At 61.9% G+C, this 21,121-nt stretch carries 19 protein-coding genes; 15 read left to right on the top strand and 4 right to left on the bottom strand.

What is annotated here, in order from left to right; translation table 11 throughout:
- Window positions 1–331: 331 nt before the first annotated feature.
- From ileS to ndk, 4 genes are read left to right on the top strand one after another with little or no spacing between them, the layout of a single operon-like run.
- Entirely contained in the window at window positions 332–3,592 is a 3,261-nt protein-coding gene (ileS, locus tag CQ012_RS03075) for an isoleucine--tRNA ligase (protein WP_105661427.1), read from the top strand.
- Between the two features lie 56 nt (window positions 3,593–3,648).
- A complete protein-coding gene (locus tag CQ012_RS03070; protein WP_388022955.1) occupies window positions 3,649–4,944 on the top strand; it encodes a bifunctional folylpolyglutamate synthase/dihydrofolate synthase in 1,296 nt (431 codons plus the stop codon).
- The gene (locus CQ012_RS03065; RefSeq protein WP_105658487.1) at window positions 4,944–5,378 is read left to right on the top strand and encodes a DUF4233 domain-containing protein; all 435 of its coding nucleotides are present in this window, start codon (window positions 4,944–4,946) and stop codon (window positions 5,376–5,378) included. The genes CQ012_RS03070 and CQ012_RS03065 overlap by 1 nt, the downstream gene beginning before the upstream one ends.
- A gap of 40 nt (window positions 5,379–5,418) precedes the next feature.
- The gene (gene ndk / locus CQ012_RS03060) at window positions 5,419–5,835 is read left to right on the top strand and encodes a nucleoside-diphosphate kinase (RefSeq protein WP_105658488.1); all 417 of its coding nucleotides are present in this window, start codon (window positions 5,419–5,421) and stop codon (window positions 5,833–5,835) included.
- Between the two features lie 63 nt (window positions 5,836–5,898).
- Here the strand turns inward: ndk and CQ012_RS03055 are convergent, their stop codons facing one another.
- Window positions 5,899–6,105: a hypothetical protein gene (locus CQ012_RS03055; protein WP_105661425.1), complete on the bottom strand. Its 207-nt coding sequence runs from the start codon at window positions 6,103–6,105 to the stop codon at window positions 5,899–5,901.
- A gap of 352 nt (window positions 6,106–6,457) precedes the next feature.
- Complete coding sequence (locus tag CQ012_RS03050; RefSeq protein ID WP_105658490.1) at window positions 6,458–7,747, bottom strand: AI-2E family transporter; 1,290 nt, start codon at window positions 7,745–7,747, stop codon at window positions 6,458–6,460.
- 189 nt (window positions 7,748–7,936) lie between these two features.
- On the opposite strand from CQ012_RS03050, the gene CQ012_RS03045 reads away from it, so the two are divergent.
- Window positions 7,937–8,209: a hypothetical protein gene (locus CQ012_RS03045; protein ID WP_286134567.1), complete on the top strand. Its 273-nt coding sequence runs from the start codon at window positions 7,937–7,939 to the stop codon at window positions 8,207–8,209.
- A 75-nt stretch (window positions 8,210–8,284) separates the two neighbouring features.
- On the opposite strand, the gene CQ012_RS03040 is transcribed toward CQ012_RS03045, so the two are convergent.
- Both CQ012_RS03040 and CQ012_RS03035 read right to left on the bottom strand, forming a co-directional pair.
- Window positions 8,285–8,872 (bottom strand): GNAT family N-acetyltransferase, encoded by a 588-nt coding sequence (locus tag CQ012_RS03040; RefSeq protein WP_105658492.1) that lies wholly within the window; start codon window positions 8,870–8,872, stop codon window positions 8,285–8,287.
- 260 nt (window positions 8,873–9,132) lie between these two features.
- Complete coding sequence (locus tag CQ012_RS03035) at window positions 9,133–9,756, bottom strand: vitamin K epoxide reductase family protein (RefSeq protein WP_105661424.1); 624 nt, start codon at window positions 9,754–9,756, stop codon at window positions 9,133–9,135.
- A 606-nt stretch (window positions 9,757–10,362) separates the two neighbouring features.
- Here CQ012_RS03035 and CQ012_RS03030 point away from each other — a divergent pair.
- The 10 genes from CQ012_RS03030 to rsfS all read left to right on the top strand — a co-directional run bounded on the left by CQ012_RS03030 (window position 10,363) and on the right by rsfS (window position 21,066).
- Window positions 10,363–13,206, top strand: coding sequence for an Rne/Rng family ribonuclease (locus tag CQ012_RS03030; protein ID WP_105661423.1), 2,844 nt, complete (start codon window positions 10,363–10,365; stop codon window positions 13,204–13,206).
- 228 nt (window positions 13,207–13,434) lie between these two features.
- Entirely contained in the window at window positions 13,435–13,743 is a 309-nt protein-coding gene (rplU, locus tag CQ012_RS03025; RefSeq protein ID WP_013349163.1) for a 50S ribosomal protein L21, read from the top strand.
- Between the two features lie 48 nt (window positions 13,744–13,791).
- A complete protein-coding gene (gene rpmA, locus CQ012_RS03020) occupies window positions 13,792–14,046 on the top strand; it encodes a 50S ribosomal protein L27 (RefSeq protein WP_013349162.1) in 255 nt (84 codons plus the stop codon).
- Between the two features lie 124 nt (window positions 14,047–14,170).
- A complete protein-coding gene (gene obgE, locus CQ012_RS03015) occupies window positions 14,171–15,760 on the top strand; it encodes a GTPase ObgE (protein ID WP_105658495.1) in 1,590 nt (529 codons plus the stop codon).
- Window positions 15,761–15,763: 3 nt separating this feature from the next.
- Entirely contained in the window at window positions 15,764–16,921 is a 1,158-nt protein-coding gene (gene proB / locus CQ012_RS03010) for a glutamate 5-kinase (RefSeq protein ID WP_105658496.1), read from the top strand.
- A gap of 16 nt (window positions 16,922–16,937) precedes the next feature.
- A complete protein-coding gene (locus tag CQ012_RS03005; RefSeq protein WP_105661422.1) occupies window positions 16,938–18,224 on the top strand; it encodes a glutamate-5-semialdehyde dehydrogenase in 1,287 nt (428 codons plus the stop codon).
- A 118-nt stretch (window positions 18,225–18,342) separates the two neighbouring features.
- A complete protein-coding gene (locus CQ012_RS03000; RefSeq protein WP_105658498.1) occupies window positions 18,343–18,555 on the top strand; it encodes a hypothetical protein in 213 nt (70 codons plus the stop codon).
- Between the two features lie 2 nt (window positions 18,556–18,557).
- The gene (nadD, locus tag CQ012_RS02995) at window positions 18,558–19,163 is read left to right on the top strand and encodes a nicotinate-nucleotide adenylyltransferase (protein WP_105658499.1); all 606 of its coding nucleotides are present in this window, start codon (window positions 18,558–18,560) and stop codon (window positions 19,161–19,163) included.
- A gap of 82 nt (window positions 19,164–19,245) precedes the next feature.
- On the top strand, window positions 19,246–20,628 hold the full coding sequence (locus CQ012_RS02990) for a hypothetical protein (RefSeq protein ID WP_146112903.1): 1,383 nt from the start codon (window positions 19,246–19,248) through the stop codon (window positions 20,626–20,628).
- 57 nt (window positions 20,629–20,685) lie between these two features.
- On the top strand, window positions 20,686–21,066 hold the full coding sequence (rsfS, locus tag CQ012_RS02985; RefSeq protein ID WP_105658500.1) for a ribosome silencing factor: 381 nt from the start codon (window positions 20,686–20,688) through the stop codon (window positions 21,064–21,066).
- Window positions 21,067–21,121 lie beyond the last annotated feature (55 nt).

Genomic DNA, 21,121 nt, shown 5'->3' with positions numbered 1-21,121 from the left:
TGGCGCTGCGGGTGGCATGCGTGTTCTGCGCTCGCCGAGCTGTGAGCCTGCGCTCACTTGCATTTCGAAGGCTGCCGGGAATTTTCAGCTGGGGCATCACGCGGTAGGATATAAGGACTGCGACTTTGATCCGGCTATCACCGGTGAGTCTTCGGAAGAACCGCGAGCATCATGAACGCCAAGTAGAACCGAACGGGACCAGCCCGTCACAGCTGAAGATAAGCGATTCCCCATCATTGCGGCGGGGGATAAGCGGGGTGGTACCGCGGCATTCGTGCCGTCCTCGTAGGCAAGGATTTATCGACCCTACGCTTGAAGGACGGCCCATTCGATGAGCTTCTACCCGAAGGTCACTACAGACCCAACCGGTTCGACCCCGGCTTCACCGCGATTCCCAGATCTTGAGAAGCGCGTCCTCGAATACTGGAAGAACGACGACACTTTCCAGGCCTCCATTGACCAGCGCGAGGGCGAAGAATTCGTCTTCTACGATGGCCCTCCCTTCGCCAACGGCCTGCCGCACTACGGCCACCTGCTCACCGGCTACGTCAAGGACCTGGTAGCGCGCTACCAGACCCAGCGCGGCAAGCGCGTGGAGCGCCGCTTCGGCTGGGACACCCACGGCCTGCCAGCCGAGCTGGAAGCCATGAAGCAGCTGGGCATGACCGACAAGAAGCAGATCGAAGCCATGGGCATCGACAAGTTCAACGACGCCTGCCGCACCTCGGTGATGAAGTATGCCGATGAGTGGAAGCAGTACGTGAACCGCCAGGCTCGCTGGGTCGACTTCGAAAACGACTACAAGACCCTGAACGTCGAGTTCATGGAATCGGTCATCTGGGCCTTCAAGCAGCTTTCGGACAAGGATCTGACCTACAAGGGCTTCCGCGTGCTTCCGTACTGCTGGAAGGACGAGACCCCGCTGTCCAACCACGAGCTGCGCATGGACGACGACGTCTACAAGAACCGCCAGGACCAGACCGTCACCGTGGGCTTCACCATCCTTGCCGGTGAAACCGAAGCCTCCAAGGCACTTGCCGGCGTGCAGGCCCTGGCGTGGACCACCACCCCGTGGACCCTGCCAACCAACGCCGCACTGGCCGTGCACCCGGCGATCGACTACGTCGTGGTTCCTGCAGGCGAGGCCGGCGTGAAGGCTTCGGCCGCCGCCGGGCCATTCCTGCTGGCCCGCGACCTGCTGGGCTCCTACGCCAAGGACCTGGGCTACAAGGATGCCAAGGAAGCCGCTGCGGCCATCACCGCCAGCTACACCGGTGAGCAGCTTGCCGGCGTGCGCTACCAGCCGCTGTGGGACACGTACACCGACACCGAGAAGTACGGCACCGAAAACGCCTGGCAGATTCTCACCGCCGACTACGTCACTGTGGCCGACGGCACCGGCATCGTGCACCAGGCTCCGGCCTACGGCGAGGATGACCAGAAGGTCTGCGAAGAGCACGGCATCCCGGTGATCCTCTCGGTAGACGAGGGCGCCAAGTTCCTGCCGGTCTTCGGCAACGGCCCGCTGGCCGAGATCGCCGGCGTGCAGGTCTTCGACGCCAACAAGACCATCACCAATGTGCTCAAGGACGAGGCCAAGCTGGTCAAGCAGGCCTCCTACGAGCACTCCTACCCGCATTGCTGGCGCTGCCGCACCCCGCTGATCTACCGCGCGATCTCCTCGTGGTACGTCGAGGTCTCCAAGTTCAAGGACCGCATGGTCGAGCTGAACGAGCAGATCAACTGGATCCCGGGCAACGTCAAGCACGGCCAGTTCGGCAAGTGGCTGGAAAACGCCCGCGACTGGTCCATCTCGCGCAACCGCTACTGGGGTTCGCCGATCCCGGTGTGGGAATGCAGCGGTGCCGAATGCGAGCACCGCGAAGTCTTCGGCTCGCTGCAGGAAATGCAGGACTTCTTCGGCCGGATGCCGGTTAACCACGAAGGCCAGCCTGACCTGCACCGCCCATTCATCGACGAGCTGACCAAGGCCCATGAGGGCTGCGCCGAATCCGGCACCCTCAGGCGCGTGGAAGACGTGCTCGATGTCTGGTTCGACTCCGGCTCGATGCCGTACGCCCAGGTGCACTACCCGTTCAACAACCAGGAATGGTTCGATTCCGGCCACCACCCGGCGGACTTCATCGTTGAGTACATCGGACAGACCCGCGGCTGGTTCTACACCATGCACGTGCTCTCCACCGCGCTCTTCGACCGCCCGGCCTACACCAACGTGATCTCCCACGGCATCGTGCTGGGCTCGGACGGGCAGAAGATGTCCAAGTCCCTGCGTAACTACCCGGATGTCACCGAGGTCCTGGACCGCGACGGCTCCGATGCCATGCGCTGGTTCCTGATGGCCTCGCCGATCCTGCGCGGCGGCAACCTGGTCGTGACCGAACAGGGCATCCGCGATGGCGTGCGCCAGGTGCTGCTGCCGCTGTGGAACGTCTGGCACTTCTTCAACCTCTACACCAACTCCGCCAACAACGGGGCCGGCTACGAGGCCAAGCGCTCGATGGACTCCACCGACCCGCTGGACCAGTACATGCTGGCCGCCACGGGCCAGCTGGTGCGCGAAGTCACCGAGGCACTGGATTCCTACGAGGTCTCCGATGCTACCGAGGCCGTGCGCCAGTACATGGACACCCTGACCAACTGGTACGTGCGCCGTAGCCGCCAGCGTTTCTTCGATGAAGACACCCAGGCCTTCGACACCCTGTACACCGCGCTGGAAACCCTGGTGAAGGTCACTGCTTCGCTGCTGCCGCTGGCCAGCGAAGAGATCTTCCGCGGGCTGACCGGCGAACGTTCGGTGCACCTGGAGGACTGGCCGGAAGCCAGCGAATTCCCAACCGACGCCGCGTTGCTGGAAACCATGGAAACAACCCGCAAGATCTGCTCCGTGGGCTCCTCGCTGCGCAAGGCCAAGAACCTGCGCGTGCGCCTGCCGCTGGCCGAGCTGAAGGTTGTGCTCACCGGCGCTGCCCGCCTGGAAGGCACCTACGCGTCGATCATCAAGGACGAGCTGAACCTGAAGGCCGTCACCTTGATCGATGCCGAAGGCGTCGACGCCGCCAGCTACGGCATCAGCCAGCAGCTGGTAGTGAACGCCCGTGCGGCCGGTCCGCGCCTGGGCAAGAACGTGCAGCAGGCGATCAAGGGCGCCAAGTCCGGGGACTGGTCGGTCACCGACGGGGTGGTCACCGCGGGAGGACTGGAACTGGCCGAGGGCGAGTACACCCTGGACACCGTGGTGGATGCAGCAGGCGAAATTGCCGCGGCAGTCATCGACGGCGGCTTCCTGGTGCTGGATACCGAGGTCACCGAGGCACTGGCTGCCGAGGGCACCGCACGCGACATGATCCGCTCCATCCAGTCCGCCCGCAAGGACGCGGACCTGCATGTATCGGATCGCATCCACACCGTGGTCACCGCCAACACGGCCGCCATCGCGGCACTGGAAGCGAACCGCGAGCTGGTGGCAGGTGAAACCCTGACCGCGCAGCTGGAACTTGTCGCCGATGATTCGGTAGATGGCGAGCAGGTCACCGTGGCCAAGCTGGATTCTGGCAAAGTCGAGGCCAACTAGTGAGCGAATTGGACCGCGTCTACGCGCAACTGCTCTCCCGTGCGCCGGAAAACAAGATGGAACCGCGCATGGATCCGATGTTCCGCGCGATGGAGATCCTCGGCGAGCCGAACAAGGCTTGCCCGGTCATCCACATCACCGGCACCAACGGCAAGACCTCGACCGCACGCATGATTGAGTCGCTCTTGATGGCGCACGACTTGCGCACCGGCCGCTACTCCTCGCCGCACCTGATCTCGGTCACCGAGCGCATCGCCATTGACGGTGCCCCGGTAGACGACGGGACCTTCGTGCGCGTGTGGGATGAAATCAGCCCGTTCCTTCAGATCGTGGACACCGAGCTCGTCGAGCGCGGCGAAAACAAGCTGACCTACTTCGAAGCTGTCACCATCCTGGCCTTCGCGGTTTTCGCCGAGGTTCCGGTGGATGTCGTGGTGCTCGAAGTCGGCCTGGGCGGCATCACCGACGCCACCAACGTGGCAGATGCCGACGTTTCGGTGATCACCCCGATCTCCTTGGACCACACCGATCTGCTGGGGGATACCCCGGGCGAGATTGCCGAAGAAAAGGTCGGCATCCTCAAGCCCGGCGGCTACCTGGTCTCTTCGGTGCAACCGGTGGATGCCGCCGACGTGCTGCTGGCTCGCGCCCGCGAGCTTGAGGTGCCGGCAGCTTTCGACAGCCTGGACTTCAAGCTCCTGGAACGCCAGCATGGCGTGGGTGGGCAGCTGCTGTCCATCCAGGGCCAAGCGGCGCGCTACGACGAGATCTTCCTGCCATTGTTCGGTGCCCACCAGGCGCAGAACGCCACCGTGGCCTTGGCTGCGGTGGAGGCCTTCCTGGGCGGCGGCCAGCGCGAGCTGAATGCCGATCTGGTCCGCGACGGCTTCGCGGCCGCCACCAGCCCGGGCCGCCTGGAACTGGTCCGCGCGGCACCGAGCATCCTGGTGGATGCCGGCCACAACCCGGATGGCATACGCGTCACCGCAGAGGCGATCAAGGAATCCTTCGGCTTCACCCGCCTGGTGCTGATGGTTGGCATCTTGCAGGAGAAGGACGCCGAAGCAATGCTTTACACCATGCGCGAGCAGTACGGTGACATGGTTGAGGACATTTGCATCACCCAGTCGTCCTCGCCGCGGGCCATCCCGGCCGGCGAACTGTCCACCATGGCGATCGACGCTGGCTGGCCGGAAGAGGACATCCACGTCACCGAGGACCTGGAAGATGCCATCGAATGGTCGGTGGGCCGCGCCGAGGCAGGCAACGACTTGTCCGGCGGCGTGCTGGTGACCGGTTCGATTACACTGGTGGGCGAGATTTCACTGTTGCTCAAGGGAGGCGAATCCTGATGGCTAAACTCACCCGTGCCCAGCGCGAGTGGCGTCCTGGGATGAAGAAGAAGCAGCGCTCCACGAAAATGATGTTCGCATCAACAGTGCTGGTCTGCGAGGCGCTGCTGGCGGTGTTCGTCACCCTCGCGGCCTTCGGGCTCAAGCGTGGCGGAGAACCGGTGGTCGTGCTCAGCCTCGGCGCTGCCGTGGCGCTGCTGTGCATCTTCAACTGCGCCCTGCTGGGCAAGAAGATCGGCTACATCATCGGCTGGATCCTGCAGGTAGTGTTCTTCCTGTGCGGCTTCATCCTGCCGGACATGTTCTACCTCGCAGCGGCCTTCGCCCTGTGCTGGTGGTATGCGCTGAACAAGGGCGGCGAAATCGACGCAGTGAACAAGCGCCGCGCCGCCGCCCAAGAAGCCTGGGAAAAAGCGAACCCCGAGCAAGCCTGAGAACCTAAGAAGTACATCAACGATACGAAGAGGTAGTCACATGACTGAACGTACCCTGATCCTGGTCAAGCCAGATGGCGTCAAGCGCGGTCTGACCGGACAGATCCTTGGCCGCATTGAAGCCAAGGGCTACACCATTGCCAAGCTGCAGCAGCTGGAAGCTACTCGCGAGCTGCTCGCCGAGCACTATGCAGAGCACGAAGGCAAGCCATTCTACGAGCCGCTGGTTGAGTTCATGCTCTCCGGTCCGGTGGTGGCGATCGTGGCTGAAGGCCAGGGCGTTATCCCCGGCTTCCGTTCGCTGGCTGGCACCACCGACCCGACCACCGCGGCTCCAGGCACCATCCGTGGCGACTTCGGCCGCGACTGGGGCCTGAAGGTCCAGCAGAACCTGGTCCACGGTTCGGACTCCGTCGAGTCCGCCGAGCGCGAGATCGGCATCTGGTTCGGCAAGTAGATCGAAACGCGAAAATCCCGGCAGTTGGAAACTGCCGGGATTTTTCATGCCTGGAAGCGGGTCCTAGAACCAGTCATCCAAACTGTCCTGGGCGAGCATAGCTCCTTGCGGGCTAGCTGCCTGCTGCACCGAACTTCCGAGCGCCTGTGCGGTCGAGTCCAGCGGCAGCTGCTCTGCAGCGCCGATCCTGACCACCTGGTGGTGGTCGGTGATAGGGCCGACTATGTGCGAAAGATACTTATCTGCTCCGTCATTGCTGAATTCCAGCACGTGGATACCTCCCAGTCTTCAGTGCGCGTTAGCACATTGATTGCGGGCGAAGCGTGGCGCGGGTTTTCCCTGTTGGGGAAAACGAAGACATGCAGCAAAACTTCTCAAGGCGATTGCGCATCCCGCGTCGCTCCACTTCCATCACTTCAGTCACATTAAACACACAAACCACATCCACGGCAACGCGGGATCGGGTCCACCGGTCTTGTCCCCAGCGCGAAAACCCCGGGAAGCCGGGGCTGGATGAGGGCATGAACTCTTTGAGAATTAATTGGAAATAATTCGATCAAGAGCATTTAAGTGGCAAAAGGAAGGGCGCCCCTGACGTGCAGGAGCGCCCCAGCCGCAACAGCTACTCGGAATCCTTGAGGGATTCCTGGTGCTGTTCCTTCGCTTCGAGTTTGTCGAAAGCCGCTTGCTCTTCGCTGATCTCGACTTCAGACTTGATGTCCTCGCTGGCTTCAGCCACCGCATCGGATTTGTCGCGCCCGGTCCATACCTTGATCACCGCCCATGAAGCGGCCACCAGTGGCACCGCCAGGACGGCGCCAACGATGCCTGCCAGGACGGTGCCTGCGGTCAGTGCCATCAGCACGACCAGTGCATGCAGGCTCAGGGCGTTGGCCATGACGACCGGCTGCAGGAAGTTGCCCTCCAGCTGGTTCACCAGGATCACCGCAGCCAGCACGATCAGCGCCACCACAGGTCCGTTGGTAACCAATGCAATCAGCGTGGCCAGGATGCCGGCAACGGTGGCACCTACCATCGGCACGAAGGAACCGAGGAAGACAATGACGCCTAGCGGGATGGCCAATGGAACCTGCACGATCAGCAGCGTCGCGGTGATGCCCAAAGCATCCACCGCGGCCACGGTGGCAGTACCGCGGATGTAGCCGCCGAAGGTGCGCAGCGCGCGGTCGCCGGAAAGAATCCACTTGTTGCGGTAGTGGCGTGGAGTCCACGACACGGCAAAGGCCCAGATCTTGTCGCCGTCCTTCAGGAAGAAGAACAGGATCACCAGCAGCAGGACCAGGCCGGTCACGAAGCTGCCTGCTGCGCTCAGCGTGTTCAAAGCGCCGGTGCCGAACTGGGAACTGGTCAAGAAGCCGGTTACCGTTTCGACAACATTATCGATCTGGCTCTGGTCGACGCTGAAAGGCATCGTGCCGATGAAGCCCTGAACCATGTCATTGAGCTGGTTGAAGCCCTCAACAGCTTGGTCAACGAGCTTTGGCCATTCCTTGATGACCGAGAAGACCAGGCCGGTGCCAATGCCTCCGAGGACCAATAGGGATCCGAGAAAAACGATCCATGCTGCCAGCATCGGGGAAACAAACTTGCGCAGCTTGACCACCAGGGGCCACAACGCACAGGAAATGATGACGGCCAGCAACGTCGGGATCACGATCATGGTCAAGCGGAGCATGCCGATGATGAGGAATGTTGCCAGCGCGCCAACTACCAGCAGCTGGGCGCTTCGAATGCCTAGGCGTCCTAGCAAGTCGGTCCACAGGCTGGTGACCGTGAAATCTGGTTTGGCGTCCCTGGCCGGAACACGGTGGTGCTCGGCAGGTGTCGGCTTGTCGTCCTGAGGTTGCTTTTTCAACAACGCGGCGGGCCTGACCTTACGGAAAAAAGCCATAGTCGCTCCTTGTAGCTGGTTCTGATAGCTCTAACAATAGGCTAACGACTTGACAAGGTCCCAAGGCAACACCGAAATGCTGATTTTTTGGCGTTCACACTGGCCACTAACCCGTTTTCGTGCCCGAATGCATCGATTCGTGCACCCACGGGCTGATTTCCCCGGCATTCCTGCGGCGTCGTCTCTGCAATGATGCTGGGCTTGAACTACCGGGGGCTCAATGCCGACGGGCATCGAAACCCGGTGGTCTTCTTTGAAACCAGTGGAAATAGCAGTGACGGAAGCCTCGGGCAGAAGTCCCGCGGCAAGTTGATTCGCCAAAATGTTCTTGCGCTCAAGGAATTGCTGCTCGGAATGGCATCGGGCGAAGTCCAGCAAGAAGATCCAGAACGCTGGGAAGAAATCCCTCACCAGCCTGTAACGGGCTATCAGACCGATTATGCGGGTCTGGTCCAGAAGTGAACTGACGCAGCAGAGCTGGGGCCGCGCAGTGCGCGGCCCCAGCTCTGTTGAGGTCTCGTTCTCTGCCTGTGCGGATTACCTGGCGTTGAAGTACTCCTTGGCCAGCAGGCCCATGATGATCTTGTCGTGGAACGACCCATCGTGGAATCCAGCCTGGCGCACTCGGCCCTCTTCGCGGAATCCTGCGCGGTTGAAGGTGCGCAGTGCGCGCTCGTTGTACGCCCAGGCGTTCAAGCCGATGCGGTTCAAGCCCATCTCGCGGAAGCCGTAGTCGATGATCATCTTGGTGGCCAAGGTGCCATAGCCTTGGCCCACATTTGAACCACCGATCATGATCATCAATTCGGCCGAACGGGCCGGCGCGTTGTAGTCGTACAAAGCGGTGTGCCCGATCAGCGTGTCATCGGGAAGCGTGATGGAAAGTCCCACGCCGTCGGTAGTGCCACGGTTGACGCTGCGCGATTTGAAGAGTTCTGCGGCTTCGGTGATCGGGTGGGGAAGTACCAGGTTGCCCTGCAGGGCCATGAATTCTGGGCTATTCCACCATTGGGTGAGGAACGCAAGATCTTCCTCTTGTAGTTCACGGAGCCGAAGGTGTTCGGAAATCAGCAGGTTGATTCCGTAGTCCTGGGCATTTTCTGTGTTCCATATGTCACTTGCCATGCTTCTAATCTACCGGGTCTAGCTGGGCAGTATCCGGAAGATCGTTGACGGCGAACCCTTCCCGGCCTTGCCGATGGCCGTTTTGACGCGGATCGAAGGCCGAAGCGGGATGTCTTGGCGCCGGTGGCGCGCCGGGGTGCAACAAGCAGCGGCACAAGGCCGGCCGACCTGGTTGGCGGCGGGGTGGGGGAGCGCCAGGAACAGCACTGCGGGGCCGCTACCGAAGTAGCGGCCCCGCAGGTGGGCATGGAAGCCGGGCTCTAGCCGAAGAAGGCGAGCGGGAAACGCAGGACGACCGATGCGGCAACGAGCGCCCAGATGACGGCGGTAATGATCCAGCTCCACTCGGCGAAGAACTTCTTCACGCCGACTCCAGCAGAAATCACGCCGGTAAGCACATTGCGTGCGGTCGTGAACACGAACAAGGGAATCGTCATGGCCCACACGACCATGCAGTAAGGGCACAGGGCGTTGATTTCATACAGGGCCTGGGACCAGAACCAGATCACCAAGCCCATAGCGGCGGTGATGCCCAGCTGGAAGCACAGCCAGAACCAGCGCTTCAGGTTTGTTGCGCCGGCCAGCAGGGCGAAGCCGATGGCGATAACAACAGCGAAGCAAACGATCCCGAAGAAGGGATTGGGGAATCCGAAAATTCCTGCCTGCTCGGATTTCATCACGGTGCCACAGGAGATCCAGGGATTGACGTCGCAACTGGTGATGTAGTCGGGGTTCTTGTACAACTCCAAGCGTTCCAGGACCAGGATTCCGGCGGCGAGCCAAGAGATCAATCCCGTAACGATGATGAACAGCCCGAAGCCGCGTTCCTTAGCCCACCAGGGCAACACGCCCGAGCCGTGGCTATTTTCTTGTGATGAAACCATGTTTTGACTATTCCATAAGTTCATAGGAAAGCGGGTTATTCCGCCAAGGCCTTTTTCATACTAGGAAGCATTTCTGTGCATCTGGTGAGAAGCAATGAACAAGGCGTGAACGAAATATGAGAGAATGGGAATGGTTGTTCGCGGATCCACAGTCTGCTTTCAACCCGACGACAGACTTTTGAAACAACAGATCGACAGGCGATGCATCGCTTCGGTTGAGTGCCCAATATGTGCGCCTCCCGGGGGAATACCGCGGATCGTAGGGCTGCAAAGGAAAGCAGCCGGTTTTCTTAGGCCACGTTGATCCGCAGGATTTGCGCCTGGTTCAGAAATTTGGACCAGCGTCGAACCCGCGGAAAATAGCGAGCTTTTGTGTCCGGACTACTGGAAGATAAGTAGGCCAAGCGACACGTGATGATTGTAGTTTCAGCAACGGCGCCGTCTGTGGAGGATGCCCGAGCGGGACATAGTAGGAGTACGCGAATTTAAATGAGCGCAGCAAATCAACGAAAGGGCGGAACGCAAGGTAATAAGCGGGGCAACCGTTCAACACGAGCCCGCCGTACCAGTGTTTCAACCACACCCGCGCGACCATTGCGTCGCGCCATGACCTTGGCCGAACTCAATGCCGCTGCCGGCGTCGAGGAAAGCCCATACCGCTGGCGGGCCACCCGCCGCACCCAGATCTCCACCCCTGATTCCACCAAGCGGGCCAGCCGCCAGGCCGAACGCCGGGCGCAGGCAGTGCGCAATACCGCGAATGACGAGGCCGTAGAGGTCGCCGCGGCCAAGCAGGAAGACGTCCAGGACAAGCAGGAAGACGTCCAGGAGCAGAGCGCTGAAATCGCTGCCCCGGCCGAGCAGGAAGTTGCACCGGTTGAGGAAGCGAACGACGTTGACCAGACCGGCATGCTGCTGGCCGAACACGGCAGCACCATGATCTTGAATCCTTTCGCCGTGCCGGAAACAGCTCAGGCTGTTCTGGCCCAGGCTGTTGCGAAGAAGCAGGAACCTGCTCGCCGCGCAGCTGCCGCAGATCCCGAGGCAGACGCCGATGCCGACGACGTGACTTCGCGCCGCCGCCGCCGCCGTCGCCGCGGGGAAGTGGATCTGGAACTTGAGGGCGGCTCGCAGGATGATCCGCCGAACACCGTTACCCGTGTGCGCGCCCCGCGTGGCAGTATCGAAAGCCACAGCTCGGTCAACGACAAGGTCGCTTCGGTGCGCGGTTCCACCCGATTGGAAGCCAAGCGCCAGCGCCGCCGCGAATCACGCGAAACCGGTCGCCGCCGCCAGGTGATCACCGAGGCCGAGTTCCTGGCCCGCCGCGAATCCGTCGAGCGCAAGATGATCGTGCGCCAGCGCGAGGACCGCATCCAGATCGGCGTACTGGAAGATGGAGTGCTTGCAGAGCACTTCGTCTCCAAGACCCAGCAGGATTCGCTGATCGGCAACGTGTACGTCGGCAAGGTGCAGAATGTGCTGCCATCCATGGAAGCTGCTTTCGTGGATATCGGCCGCGGCCGCAACGCCGTGCTGTACGCAGGCGAAGTGAACTGGGACGTAGCCGCTCTCGAAGGCGCGCCGCGCCGCATTGAGAACGCCTTGAAGGCTGGCGACTCGGTCCTGGTGCAGGTCACCAAGGACCCGGTAGGCCACAAGGGCGCCCGGCTGACCAGCCAGATCTCCCTGCCTGGACGCTACCTGGTCTACGTGCCAGGTGGTTCGATGACCGGCATCTCGCGCAAGCTCCCTGATGTCGAACGCCAGCGCCTGAAGAAGATCCTGAAGGACCACCTGCCGGAAAACGCGGGCGTCATCGTGCGCACCGCCGCCGAAGGCGCTTCCGAGGAAGAACTGACCAACGATATCAACCGGCTGCGTGCGCAGTGGGAAGGCATCGAAGAGCAGGCCAACTCCACCAAGACCCTGGCTCCGGAACTGCTGTACTCGGAACCCGATCTGACCATCAAGGTGGTCCGCGACGTCTTCAACGAGGACTTCACCAAGCTGATCGTCTCCGGTGACCACGCCTGGGACACCATCGAGGCCTACGTCATGTACGTGGCACCGGATCTGATGGGCCGCCTGGAGAAGTGGGAAGCCGAAGAGGACATCTTCGCCAACTTCCGTGTGGACGAGCAGATCGCCAAGGCGCTGGACCGCAAGGTCTTCCTGCCTTCGGGTGGTTCGCTGGTCATCGACCGCACCGAAGCGATGACCGTCATCGACGTGAACACCGGTAAATTCACCGGTTCGGGCGGCAACCTCGAAGAGACCGTGACCAAGAACAACCTGGAAGCGGCCGAAGAAGTGGTCCGCCAGCTGCGCCTGCGTGACATCGGCGGCATCATCGTCATCGACTTCATCGACATGGTCCTGGAATCCAACCGCGATCTGGTGCTGCGCCGCCTGGTGGAGTGCCTGGGCCGCGACCGGACCAAGCACCAGGTTGCTGAAGTGACCTCGCTGGGTCTGGTCCAGATGACGCGCAAGCGCATGGGCACCGGCCTGCTCGAAGTCTTCGGTGAAGAGTGCGAGCACTGTGCAGGTGCTGGCTTCATCACCCACGAAGAGCCAGTTGAATCGCGCAAGACCTTCAACTCGCAGGGCGAAGCGCACAGCAAGAAGTTCAACGACAAGCCAAGCCGCAACTCCCGCCGCCGTCGTGGCGGCGAGAAGGACGAGCAGAAGCCAGTTGAGAAGCAGGAGCCGGCAGCAGGGGAGAAGGACGAAGCCACGCGCAACGCCCTGGCCAGCATTGCCGCCGCTTCGCACCTGGATGCCGCTGCTGAAAACGCAGTGAGCATCGAGGGCGAACAGATTCCTGTGGCCAAGTCCGCGGCGTCTGCGCAGGGCACCGAGGCCTCGGTTACCCTGGAAGCGCTGGAAGCAGCGTTGCCGGGCCAGGATGAGTCCAGCGACGAGCAGGACGGCAGCCGCAAGCCGCGCCGCCGTTCACGCTCCCGTGGACGCGGACGCAACCAGTCCGAGGAAAACGCTTCGGGCAACGAGGAAGCTCAGGCCAACCAGGAACAGCAGGCTGCTCCTGAACCTGTTGCCGCCTCGACGTCCGAGGACCAGCCGCGCAAGCGTTCACGCCGTGCTTCGCGTCCGCAGGAAGCGGCACAGCAGGACCAGCCGGTGCTCACCGGCCTGGCCATGCCTGCTGCCAGCGCGCCTGCTGAGTCCAGCAGCCCCGCGGCTTCCGTCCCAGTTGCCGCCACCGCGGCAGCCCCACAGAATTCCACGAAGCCAAAGCGTCGCAGTCGTCGGGCCACCTCGGTCCAGGGCGATGCGACTGCAGAGGTTCTCGTGGCAGAGGTATCCGCCGCTACCGGTTCGGTAGTTCAGATGGATGCCTCCGGTTCGCAGAAAGATAAGCCAGCTGAGCCTGCCGGGCAACCGGTAATGCTCGGTGTGGGTGTTCCAGTACGCGAACTGAAATAGATGAACTTGATCACGCTTCCCTCGCTGGGGCAGTTTGTATTTGCTCCAGCGGTGTGGACTAGCGTAATCTAGTTGATCGGTGCTAAACGCCAAGATCACGGACTTTTGGTCCGCTCGGCGTCAAGGCACAAGCGCATGAGATCCCCGGGATCGCATCCACTTTGTGGGTGTTCGGGTCGATATCTGCGCCGGTAAGACAATAAACGTCGAGTAGAAGTGAGTACCCACGTGGTGTACGCAATTGTCCGCGCAGGCGGCCACCAGGAGAAGGTTTCCGTTGGAGACCTCATCACCGTTGACCGTCTTCAGGCTGCCCCAGGCAGCTCCATCGAGCTTCCAGCTTTGCTGTTGGTAGATGGCGAGAAGGTAACTTCCGCAGCTGCCGATCTGGCTAAGGTCACGGTCACCGCTGAGGTTGTAGAAAACCTTCGCGGCGAGAAGATCGTAATCCAGAAGTACAAGAACAAGACCGGTTACAAGAAGCGCCAGGGCTTCCGTGCCGCTCTGACCAAGGTCAAGGTCACCTCGATCGCCTAATTCAGGCAATCGTAGAATCCATTTTTGTAGCGAAAGAGGCTAAAAGGCATGGCACATAAGAAAGGTGCGAGTTCCACTCGCAACGGTCGCGATTCCAACGCACAGTACCTAGGCGTAAAGCGCTATGGTGGACAGGAAGTCAAGGCAGGCGAAATCATCGTTCGCCAGCGTGGCACCCACTTCCACCCAGGCGCCGGCGTAGGCCGTGGCAAGGATGACACCCTGTTCGCATTGGCTGCTGGCGCAGTCGAGTTCGGCACCCGTCGTGGTCGCCGCGTGGTGAACATTGTGGCTGCTGCCTAATTCAGGCAACAGGCAAATTTTTTAGTACACAAGGGGTGGGCCGATTTCGGTCCGCCCCTTGCGTGCATAGTTAGACTTTTAAGCGAGTAACCCTCGCAACCCCGTACTAGGAGAAGATGGCCCCGTGGCTGCATTCGTTGATCGCGTAACCCTTCATGTCACCGCAGGTAATGGTGGCCACGGTTGTGTGTCCATCAAGCGTGAGAAATTCAAGCCGCTTGGCGGTCCCGACGGCGGCAACGGCGGCAAGGGCGGAGACATCATCCTGCGCGTCGACCCCCAGGTCACCACGCTGCTGGACTTCCACCACCTGCCGCACCGCAAGGCCGGCAACGGCGAGCCGGGCAAGGGCGGTCTGCACCCGGGCAAGAGCGGCGAGGACCTGGTCCTGGGCGTACCTGCCGGCACCGTCATCAAGACCAAGGACGGCGACATCCTCGGCGACCTGGTCAAGCCGGGCGATGAATACATCGCCGCAATAGGCGGCATGGGCGGCCTGGGCAATGCGTCCATCGCCTCGGACAAGCGCAAGGCCCCGGGCTTCGCGTTGCTGGGCATTCCCGGAACCGGCCAGGATATTGTCCTGGAACTGAAGTCCATGGCGGATATCGCGCTGGTGGGCTACCCATCGGCCGGCAAATCCTCGCTGATCGCCGCCGTGTCCGCGGCACGCCCGAAGATCGCCGACTACCCGTTCACCACCCTGGTGCCTAACCTGGGTGTCGTCGAAGCAGGCGAAACCCGCTTCACTGTCGCCGACGTGCCTGGCCTGATCCCTGGAGCCTCCGAAGGCAAGGGGCTGGGCCACGAGTTCCTGCGCCACGTTGAGCGCTGTGCCGCCATCGTGCACGTGCTGGACTGCGCCTCGCTGGAAGCGGACCGCGACCCAATCAGCGACCTGGACATCATCGAAGCAGAGCTGGCCAACTACGAAGCCGACTCCACCTTCGCCGGTACCGACGGCACCATCGTGCCGCTGATCGAGCGCCCGAAGCTGATCGCACTTAATAAGGTTGACATGCCAGACGGTGCCGACATGGCTGAATTCGTGCGCCCTGAGTTGGAAAAACGCGGTTACCGCGTCTTCGAGATCTCCGCGCTCTCGCGTAACGGATTGCGTGATCTGTCCTTCGCTATGGCTGAATTGGTAGAGCAGGCACGCGCTGAACAGGTTGTTGAAGCCCCAGTAGTCGAGGTGCCTGTGATTCGTCCACGTACCACCAAGCGTGCCGAGTTCACCATCCGCCGCGAGGAGCAGAACTTTGAGCCAATGTGGCGAGTTATCGGTGAAAAGCCGGAACGCTGGATTATGCAGACCGATTTCCGCAACGATGAAGCTGTCGGCTACCTGGCTGACCGCCTGGCCAAGCTGGGTGTCGAAAACCAGCTGTTCAAGGCCGGCGCCAAGCCAGGGGACGCGGTAATCATCGGCGCCGAGGACAACGCAGTGGTCTTCGATTGGGAGCCAACTATGGCAGCCGGCGCCGAACTGCTCGGCGGCAGCCGACGCGGCGAGGACATCCGCCTCGAGGATCGCGGCGATCGCAAGACCCGCGAGGAAAAGCGTGCCGAGCACGAAGAGCGCCGGGCGGCCAAGGCATCGGCTCGCGCCGAGCTGGAAGCCGAACGCAAGGCCGGCGTCTGGACCGAATCGGTTGACTCCAAGTACGGACGAAAGACTGCGGAACCAAAGGCAACCCAGGAGGAAAATTAAAGTATGAGTGAAAGTGCCACCAAAACAATTTCAGCCATTACCTCGCCCCACCAACTGCCTCAAGCCAAGCGCTTAGTGGTCAAAGTTGGATCCAGCTCGCTGACCACGGTCAGCGGCGGGATATCCCACGAGCGGTTGAAGTTCCTGGTGGACACTCTCGCTGAAACTGTCAACAACGGTACCGAGGTCATTCTTGTATCCTCAGGTGCCATTGCCGCCGGTCTGGCCCCGCTCGGGTTGGCCAAGCGTCCCAAGGACCTTGCCACCCAGCAGGCCGCGGCGGCCGTTGGCCAGGGTCTGCTGCTGGCGCAGTACACCCAGCTTTTCGATGAGTACGACCAGCGCGTAGGCCAGGTGCTGCTCACCGCCGACGACCTGATGCGCCGCTCTTCCTACACCAACGCGCTGCGCTCCCTGGTTCGCTTGCTGAACCTGGGCGTGCTGCCCATCGTGAACGAAAATGACGCGGTCGCCACCCGCGAAATCCGCTTCGGCGACAACGACCGCCTCGCCTCGCTGGTGGCCCACCTGGTCAAGGCCGACGCGCTGCTGCTCTTCTCCGACGTGGACTCGGTCTACGACGCGCACCCTGATGACGGCGGCAGCCGCATCACTACCATCGAGCACCCCGACGAACTCGAAGCGGTGGACCTGGGCACCCCGGGGGCAGCCGGAGTCGGCACCGGCGGCATGATCACCAAGGTCGATGCCGCGACCCTGAGCTCCTCGGCGGGCATTCCTACCCTGGTGACCAGCACCGACAATGCCGCCAAGGCGCTGCGCGGACAGGATGTAGGCACCTGGTTCGCCGCCCGCAACTCCCGCCGTTCGGCCCGCGACGTCTGGCTGGCCTATCTGGCTTCCATCGAAGGCAAGCTGATCCTGGATGCCGGCGCAGTCAAGGCCATCGAAAAGGGAACCAACTCGCTGCTGGCAGCCGGCATTACCGCCGTCCGCGGGGAATTCGAGGCTGGCGACGCCGTAGAGATCTGCGACGCGGAAGGAACCCCATTTGCTCGCGGGCTGGTGAACTTCAGCTCCCATGAACTGCCCGAGATGCTCGGACACAACACCACGGATCTGGTTGAAGAGCTGGGCGAAGGTTACGACAGATCAGTAGTGCATGTTGACGACCTAGCTTTGATCGAACCCATTTTCTAGAATGAGGAGCATGAGTATGGATGCCGTAAACACCGAAGAAACGACCACCGACGTCACCACCTCCGTCCACCAGCTGGCCGACCGTGCACGCCGCGCCGCACGGATCCTCAAGCGCGCCAACCGCGACTGGAAGGACCGCGCCCTCGCGGCCATGGCTTCGCGCATCGACCAGAACCGTGCGATGATCCTGCGCGCCAACGAAAAGGATCTGGCTGCCGGCCGCGCCAATGGCACCTCCGAGGCCCTGCTGGACCGGTTGAAGCTCGATGGCAAGCGCATCGACGGCTTGATTTCTGCGCTGCATGAACTCGCTGGCCTGCCCGACCCGGTCGGTCACGTGGTGCGCGGGGAAACCCTGCCCAACGGCCTGCGCATGCGCCAGGTCAACGTCCCGCTGGGCGTCATCGGCACCATCTACGAAGCGCGTCCGAACGTCACCGTGGACATCGCCGGCCTGGCGCTCAAGAGCGGCAACTCGGTGCTGCTGCGTGGCGGTTCGGCGGCGCTGAACTCCAACCAGGCGCTGGTCGCGGTGATCCGCGACGCGCTGGAGTCCGTCTCCCTGCCCCGCGACATCGTGATCTCGGTCGACGAATTCGGCCGCGCCGGTGCCGACGCCATGATGGGCGCGCGCGGAAAGATCGACGTGCTCATCCCGCGTGGCGGCCGCGAGCTGATCCAGCGCGTGGTCACCACCGCCAAGGTCCCGGTAATCGAAACCGGCGAAGGCAATGTGCACATCTTCCTCGACGCGAGCGCCGACGAGGAAATGGCCGTCGATATCCTGCTCAACGCGAAAACCCACCGCCCCAGCGTCTGCAACACCGTGGAGACCCTGCTGGTCCACAAGGATGCCGCTGTGGCCCCGGCAGTGCTGCAGGCCCTAGCCGCAGCCGGCGTGAGATTGCACACGGACGACCGAGCCGCCGCGCTGGTTCCGCAGCTGCCGACCATCCCGGCGGGGGAGGATGACTGGCGCAACGAGTACCTGGACCTGGATATCGCGGTGAAGGTCGTCGATGGCATGGACCAGGCCCTGGAGCACATCCGCGCCTACTCCACCGGCCATACCGAGGCGATCATCACCTCCACGCTGGCTGCTTCCGAGCAGTTCGTGGCGGAGATCGACTCGGCTGCGGTGATTGTCAACGCCTCGACCCGGTTCACCGACGGCGAGCAGCTGGGCCTGGGCGCAGAAGTAGGCATCTCGACCCAGAAGATGCACGCTCGCGGCCCGATGGGCCTGGCCGAACTGACCACGACCAAGTGGATCGTCCAGGGCGACGGGCACATTCGCAAATAGTTTCTGACCGCCCTTTTCGGTACGATGTAGAAGAAACGTACCGTTACTTTTCGAGCTACTGATCCAGCCGCCCAGGTTGCTGGCTTAGCGAACTCGTGAAAACGACTGGAGAATTATCTTGAACGCGCTGATTTTGGCTTCGGAAGCCGCTTCCACCGGCATGGATCCTCACACTTTCGCTGTGATCGTCGGTGGGGGCATCTTCGCAGCACTGATGGTCCTGCTGCTGATTACCGTTTCCTACACCAACGTAGGCAACCGCCACGAGGCAAAGCCTGAACCAGAGGACACCCACCGCCAGTTCAAGACTCACGTACCACATAGCCACTAGTCTTGGCAGAGCAAAAGCCTCAAGACCGCCCATTGCGCCTCGGCGTGATGGGCGGTACTTTTGACCCCATCCACAATGGCCACTTGGTCGCTGCCAGCGAGGTAGCCGCCGAGTACGGCCTGGATGAGGTCGTTTTCGTGCCCACCGGCCAGCCTTGGCAGAAGGCCGATCGCCAGGTCACCAGCGCTGAGCACCGCTACCTGATGACCGTGATCGCCACCGCGTCGAACCCGCGCTTCACCGTAAGCCGGGTCGACGTCGACCGCGAAGGCGCCACCTACACGCGTGACACCTTGCTCGATCTGCGCGCCTTGCGCCCGGATGCGGAGCTCTTCTTCATTACCGGTGCCGACGCGATGAGCCAGATCATGAGCTGGCGCGACATCGACCAGGTCTTCGACCTCGCCCACTTCGTTGGCGTGAGCCGCCCTGGCTATGTCATCGCGGATGTGGGTCGCGACAATGTCTCGCAATTGGAAATTCCGGCACTGGCAATTTCCTCTACCGATTGCCGGGAGCGTGTCGCCGCCGACAAGCCGGTTTGGTATCTTGTGCCGGACGGTGTGGTGCAGTACATTGCAAAATATGGGCTGTATACCGAGTCGTAACCTCACATAAGGTGGGGTAGCACGGCATAATCTCTAGGTAAGGGTGACGGTATTTGTCTATGCGGTCGGGAGAAGTATCAGGATGAGCGATAACTCGCAGCCGGTTTCAAGCAGGCGAGCTCTGCGCGAAAAACGACGTGCTGAGATGGAAGCTTTGCTGGCCAACAGCAAGGCCGAGCAGGCAGCCAAGGAGCACGCGTCGAAAAGCGCGGAAAAGGCCGAGGATTCGGCGAAGCCAGCGAAATCTGACGCGACCCCAAAGGCCAAGCCGGCACCCAAGGCAGAGCCAGCAAAACCAGCTCCAGCCAAGCCGCAGCCGGCCAAGCCTGCACCCAAGCCAGAGCCGGCAAAACCAGCTCCAGCCAAGCCGCAGCCGGCCAAGCCAGCCGCCAAGACCGCAGGTGCCAAGCCAGAAGCGGCCAAGCCGGCTGGAGCCCCAGCCAAGGCTCCCAGCGCAAAGCCTGCAGCTGAGCCAGCTAGCGCACCACAGTCCGAAGAGTCCCTGGGTGAACGGGCGTCGTTGCGCCGTGCCCGTGACCGCGAGGCCTTGCGCGAGCGTCGTCGACTGGAAGAAGAGGTCGGCGCGCTGACCACTAATATTCCAACGGTCGCCCCCGCGGAGGAACCTAAGCCGCTGACCCGCCGTCAACTGCGCCTCCAGGCGCTGGCAGACCAGGGCAAGGCCGAGCCGAAGGCCCCGGCCGCCAAGAAGCCTGCGCCCAAGGAAGACGACCCGGAGACTACGGTCATGAGCGTCGAGCAGGCGCTAGCCGCCCGCCGTGCCCACGCGCCGAAGACCCCGGTCGATCCAAACCTGCTGGGGGAGGACGATTCCGAGATCGATCTCGAAGTGCTCGCCCACCAGCGTGAAATGGCAGCCCGCGCGGCCATCATTTCCCGCCGTGCCGCGGAACGTGAACGCCTGCGCATCCAGAATGCCAACCAGGGCAAGGACGACAAGGCCTCCGATCCTTTCACCGGCGCCATGGGCAACATTCGCGAGGTCGAGGACCGCATCGCCAAAACCGGCGTGCAAGGGCCCAAGACCCAGAGTGTTTCGCTGGACTTCAACGCCGGCGGCAAGCTCAGCTCCAAGAAGGACGAAGCGGCACCAGCAGCCAAGAAGCCTATGGCCAAGCCGGCGCCCAAACCCGCAGCGAAGGCCCCCGCCAAGCCTGCGGCCAAGGCACCGGCCAAGCCTGCAGCCAAGCCAGTTGCAAAACCAGCCGCTAAGCCTGCGCCAAAGGCGCCGGCGGATCAGAAGGCTGAAACCCATACGGCCCAACCGGCCCCGGACGTTGACATGCCACGCATCGATGCGGTCAATGCACAGGGATTGCAGCCACTTGACGTGCAGGCGCACGGCCTCCGCCGCGCCAATAACATGCTGATCGCGATGATCGTCGCCCTCAGCGTGGGCGGTGCAGCATTGATTGCTGGCTTGATCATGTTGCTTGGCAACTAGTTTTCGTAGGACAATTAGGTTCTCGATCTACACCTCTATAAGGAGACACTCCACTCTATGGGAGCACACGCCGAATCAATTGCCCTCGTGAAAGTTGCCGCGCACGCGGCTTCCGAGAAGATGGCAGAAAACATGGTCGCGCTGGACGTTGCCGACCGCTTGGGCGTCACCGACGCTTTCTTGATTGTCTCTGGTGGATCAGAACCTCAGGTGAACGCAATCGTCGATGAAATCGTCGCTGAGGTGCTCGACGAGTACAGCATGCGTCCGATTCGCCGTGAAGGCTTCGGCCAGGGACGCTGGGTCCTGCTGGACTACGGCGACGTAGTCGTCCACGTTCAGCACCAGGAAGACCGCATCTTCTACGCGCTCGAACGCCTGTGGGCCGACTGCCCAGTCATCGAGCTGCCTGAGGAACTTTCTGAAAACCAGAAGTAACCCTCAATTTGCATCCTGATCAGGTAGTCATCTATGATTATGGAGTTGCCTGATC

Source organism: Arthrobacter sp. MYb214, from assembly GCF_002979865.1.
Lineage (GTDB): Bacteria > Actinomycetota > Actinomycetes > Actinomycetales > Micrococcaceae > Glutamicibacter.
The sequence above is the reverse complement of the archived record's forward strand: the minus strand, read 5'-3'. Positions and strand labels throughout refer to the sequence as shown.

What these genes read in the sequence shown, in the direction of transcription:
- ileS (WP_105661427.1), top strand. Translation starts at nt 332, where the DNA reads ATGAGCTTCTACCCGAAGGTCACTACAGACCCAACCGGTTCGACCCCG.
- CQ012_RS03070 (WP_388022955.1), top strand. Translation starts at nt 3,649, where the DNA reads ATGGAACCGCGCATGGATCCGATGTTCCGCGCGATGGAGATCCTCGGC.
- CQ012_RS03065 (WP_105658487.1), top strand. Translation starts at nt 4,944, where the DNA reads ATGGCTAAACTCACCCGTGCCCAGCGCGAGTGGCGTCCTGGGATGAAG.
- ndk (WP_105658488.1), top strand. Translation starts at nt 5,419, where the DNA reads ATGACTGAACGTACCCTGATCCTGGTCAAGCCAGATGGCGTCAAGCGC.
- CQ012_RS03050 (WP_105658490.1), bottom strand. Translation starts at nt 7,747, where the DNA reads ATGGCTTTTTTCCGTAAGGTCAGGCCCGCCGCGTTGTTGAAAAAGCAA.
- CQ012_RS03045 (WP_286134567.1), top strand. Translation starts at nt 7,937, where the DNA reads ATGATGCTGGGCTTGAACTACCGGGGGCTCAATGCCGACGGGCATCGA.
- CQ012_RS03040 (WP_105658492.1), bottom strand. Translation starts at nt 8,872, where the DNA reads ATGGCAAGTGACATATGGAACACAGAAAATGCCCAGGACTACGGAATC.
- CQ012_RS03035 (WP_105661424.1), bottom strand. Translation starts at nt 9,756, where the DNA reads ATGGTTTCATCACAAGAAAATAGCCACGGCTCGGGCGTGTTGCCCTGG.
- CQ012_RS03030 (WP_105661423.1), top strand. Translation starts at nt 10,363, where the DNA reads ATGACCTTGGCCGAACTCAATGCCGCTGCCGGCGTCGAGGAAAGCCCA.
- rpmA (WP_013349162.1), top strand. Translation starts at nt 13,792, where the DNA reads ATGGCACATAAGAAAGGTGCGAGTTCCACTCGCAACGGTCGCGATTCC.
- proB (WP_105658496.1), top strand. Translation starts at nt 15,764, where the DNA reads ATGAGTGAAAGTGCCACCAAAACAATTTCAGCCATTACCTCGCCCCAC.
- CQ012_RS03005 (WP_105661422.1), top strand. Translation starts at nt 16,938, where the DNA reads ATGGATGCCGTAAACACCGAAGAAACGACCACCGACGTCACCACCTCC.
- CQ012_RS02990 (WP_146112903.1), top strand. Translation starts at nt 19,246, where the DNA reads ATGAGCGATAACTCGCAGCCGGTTTCAAGCAGGCGAGCTCTGCGCGAA.
- rsfS (WP_105658500.1), top strand. Translation starts at nt 20,686, where the DNA reads ATGGGAGCACACGCCGAATCAATTGCCCTCGTGAAAGTTGCCGCGCAC.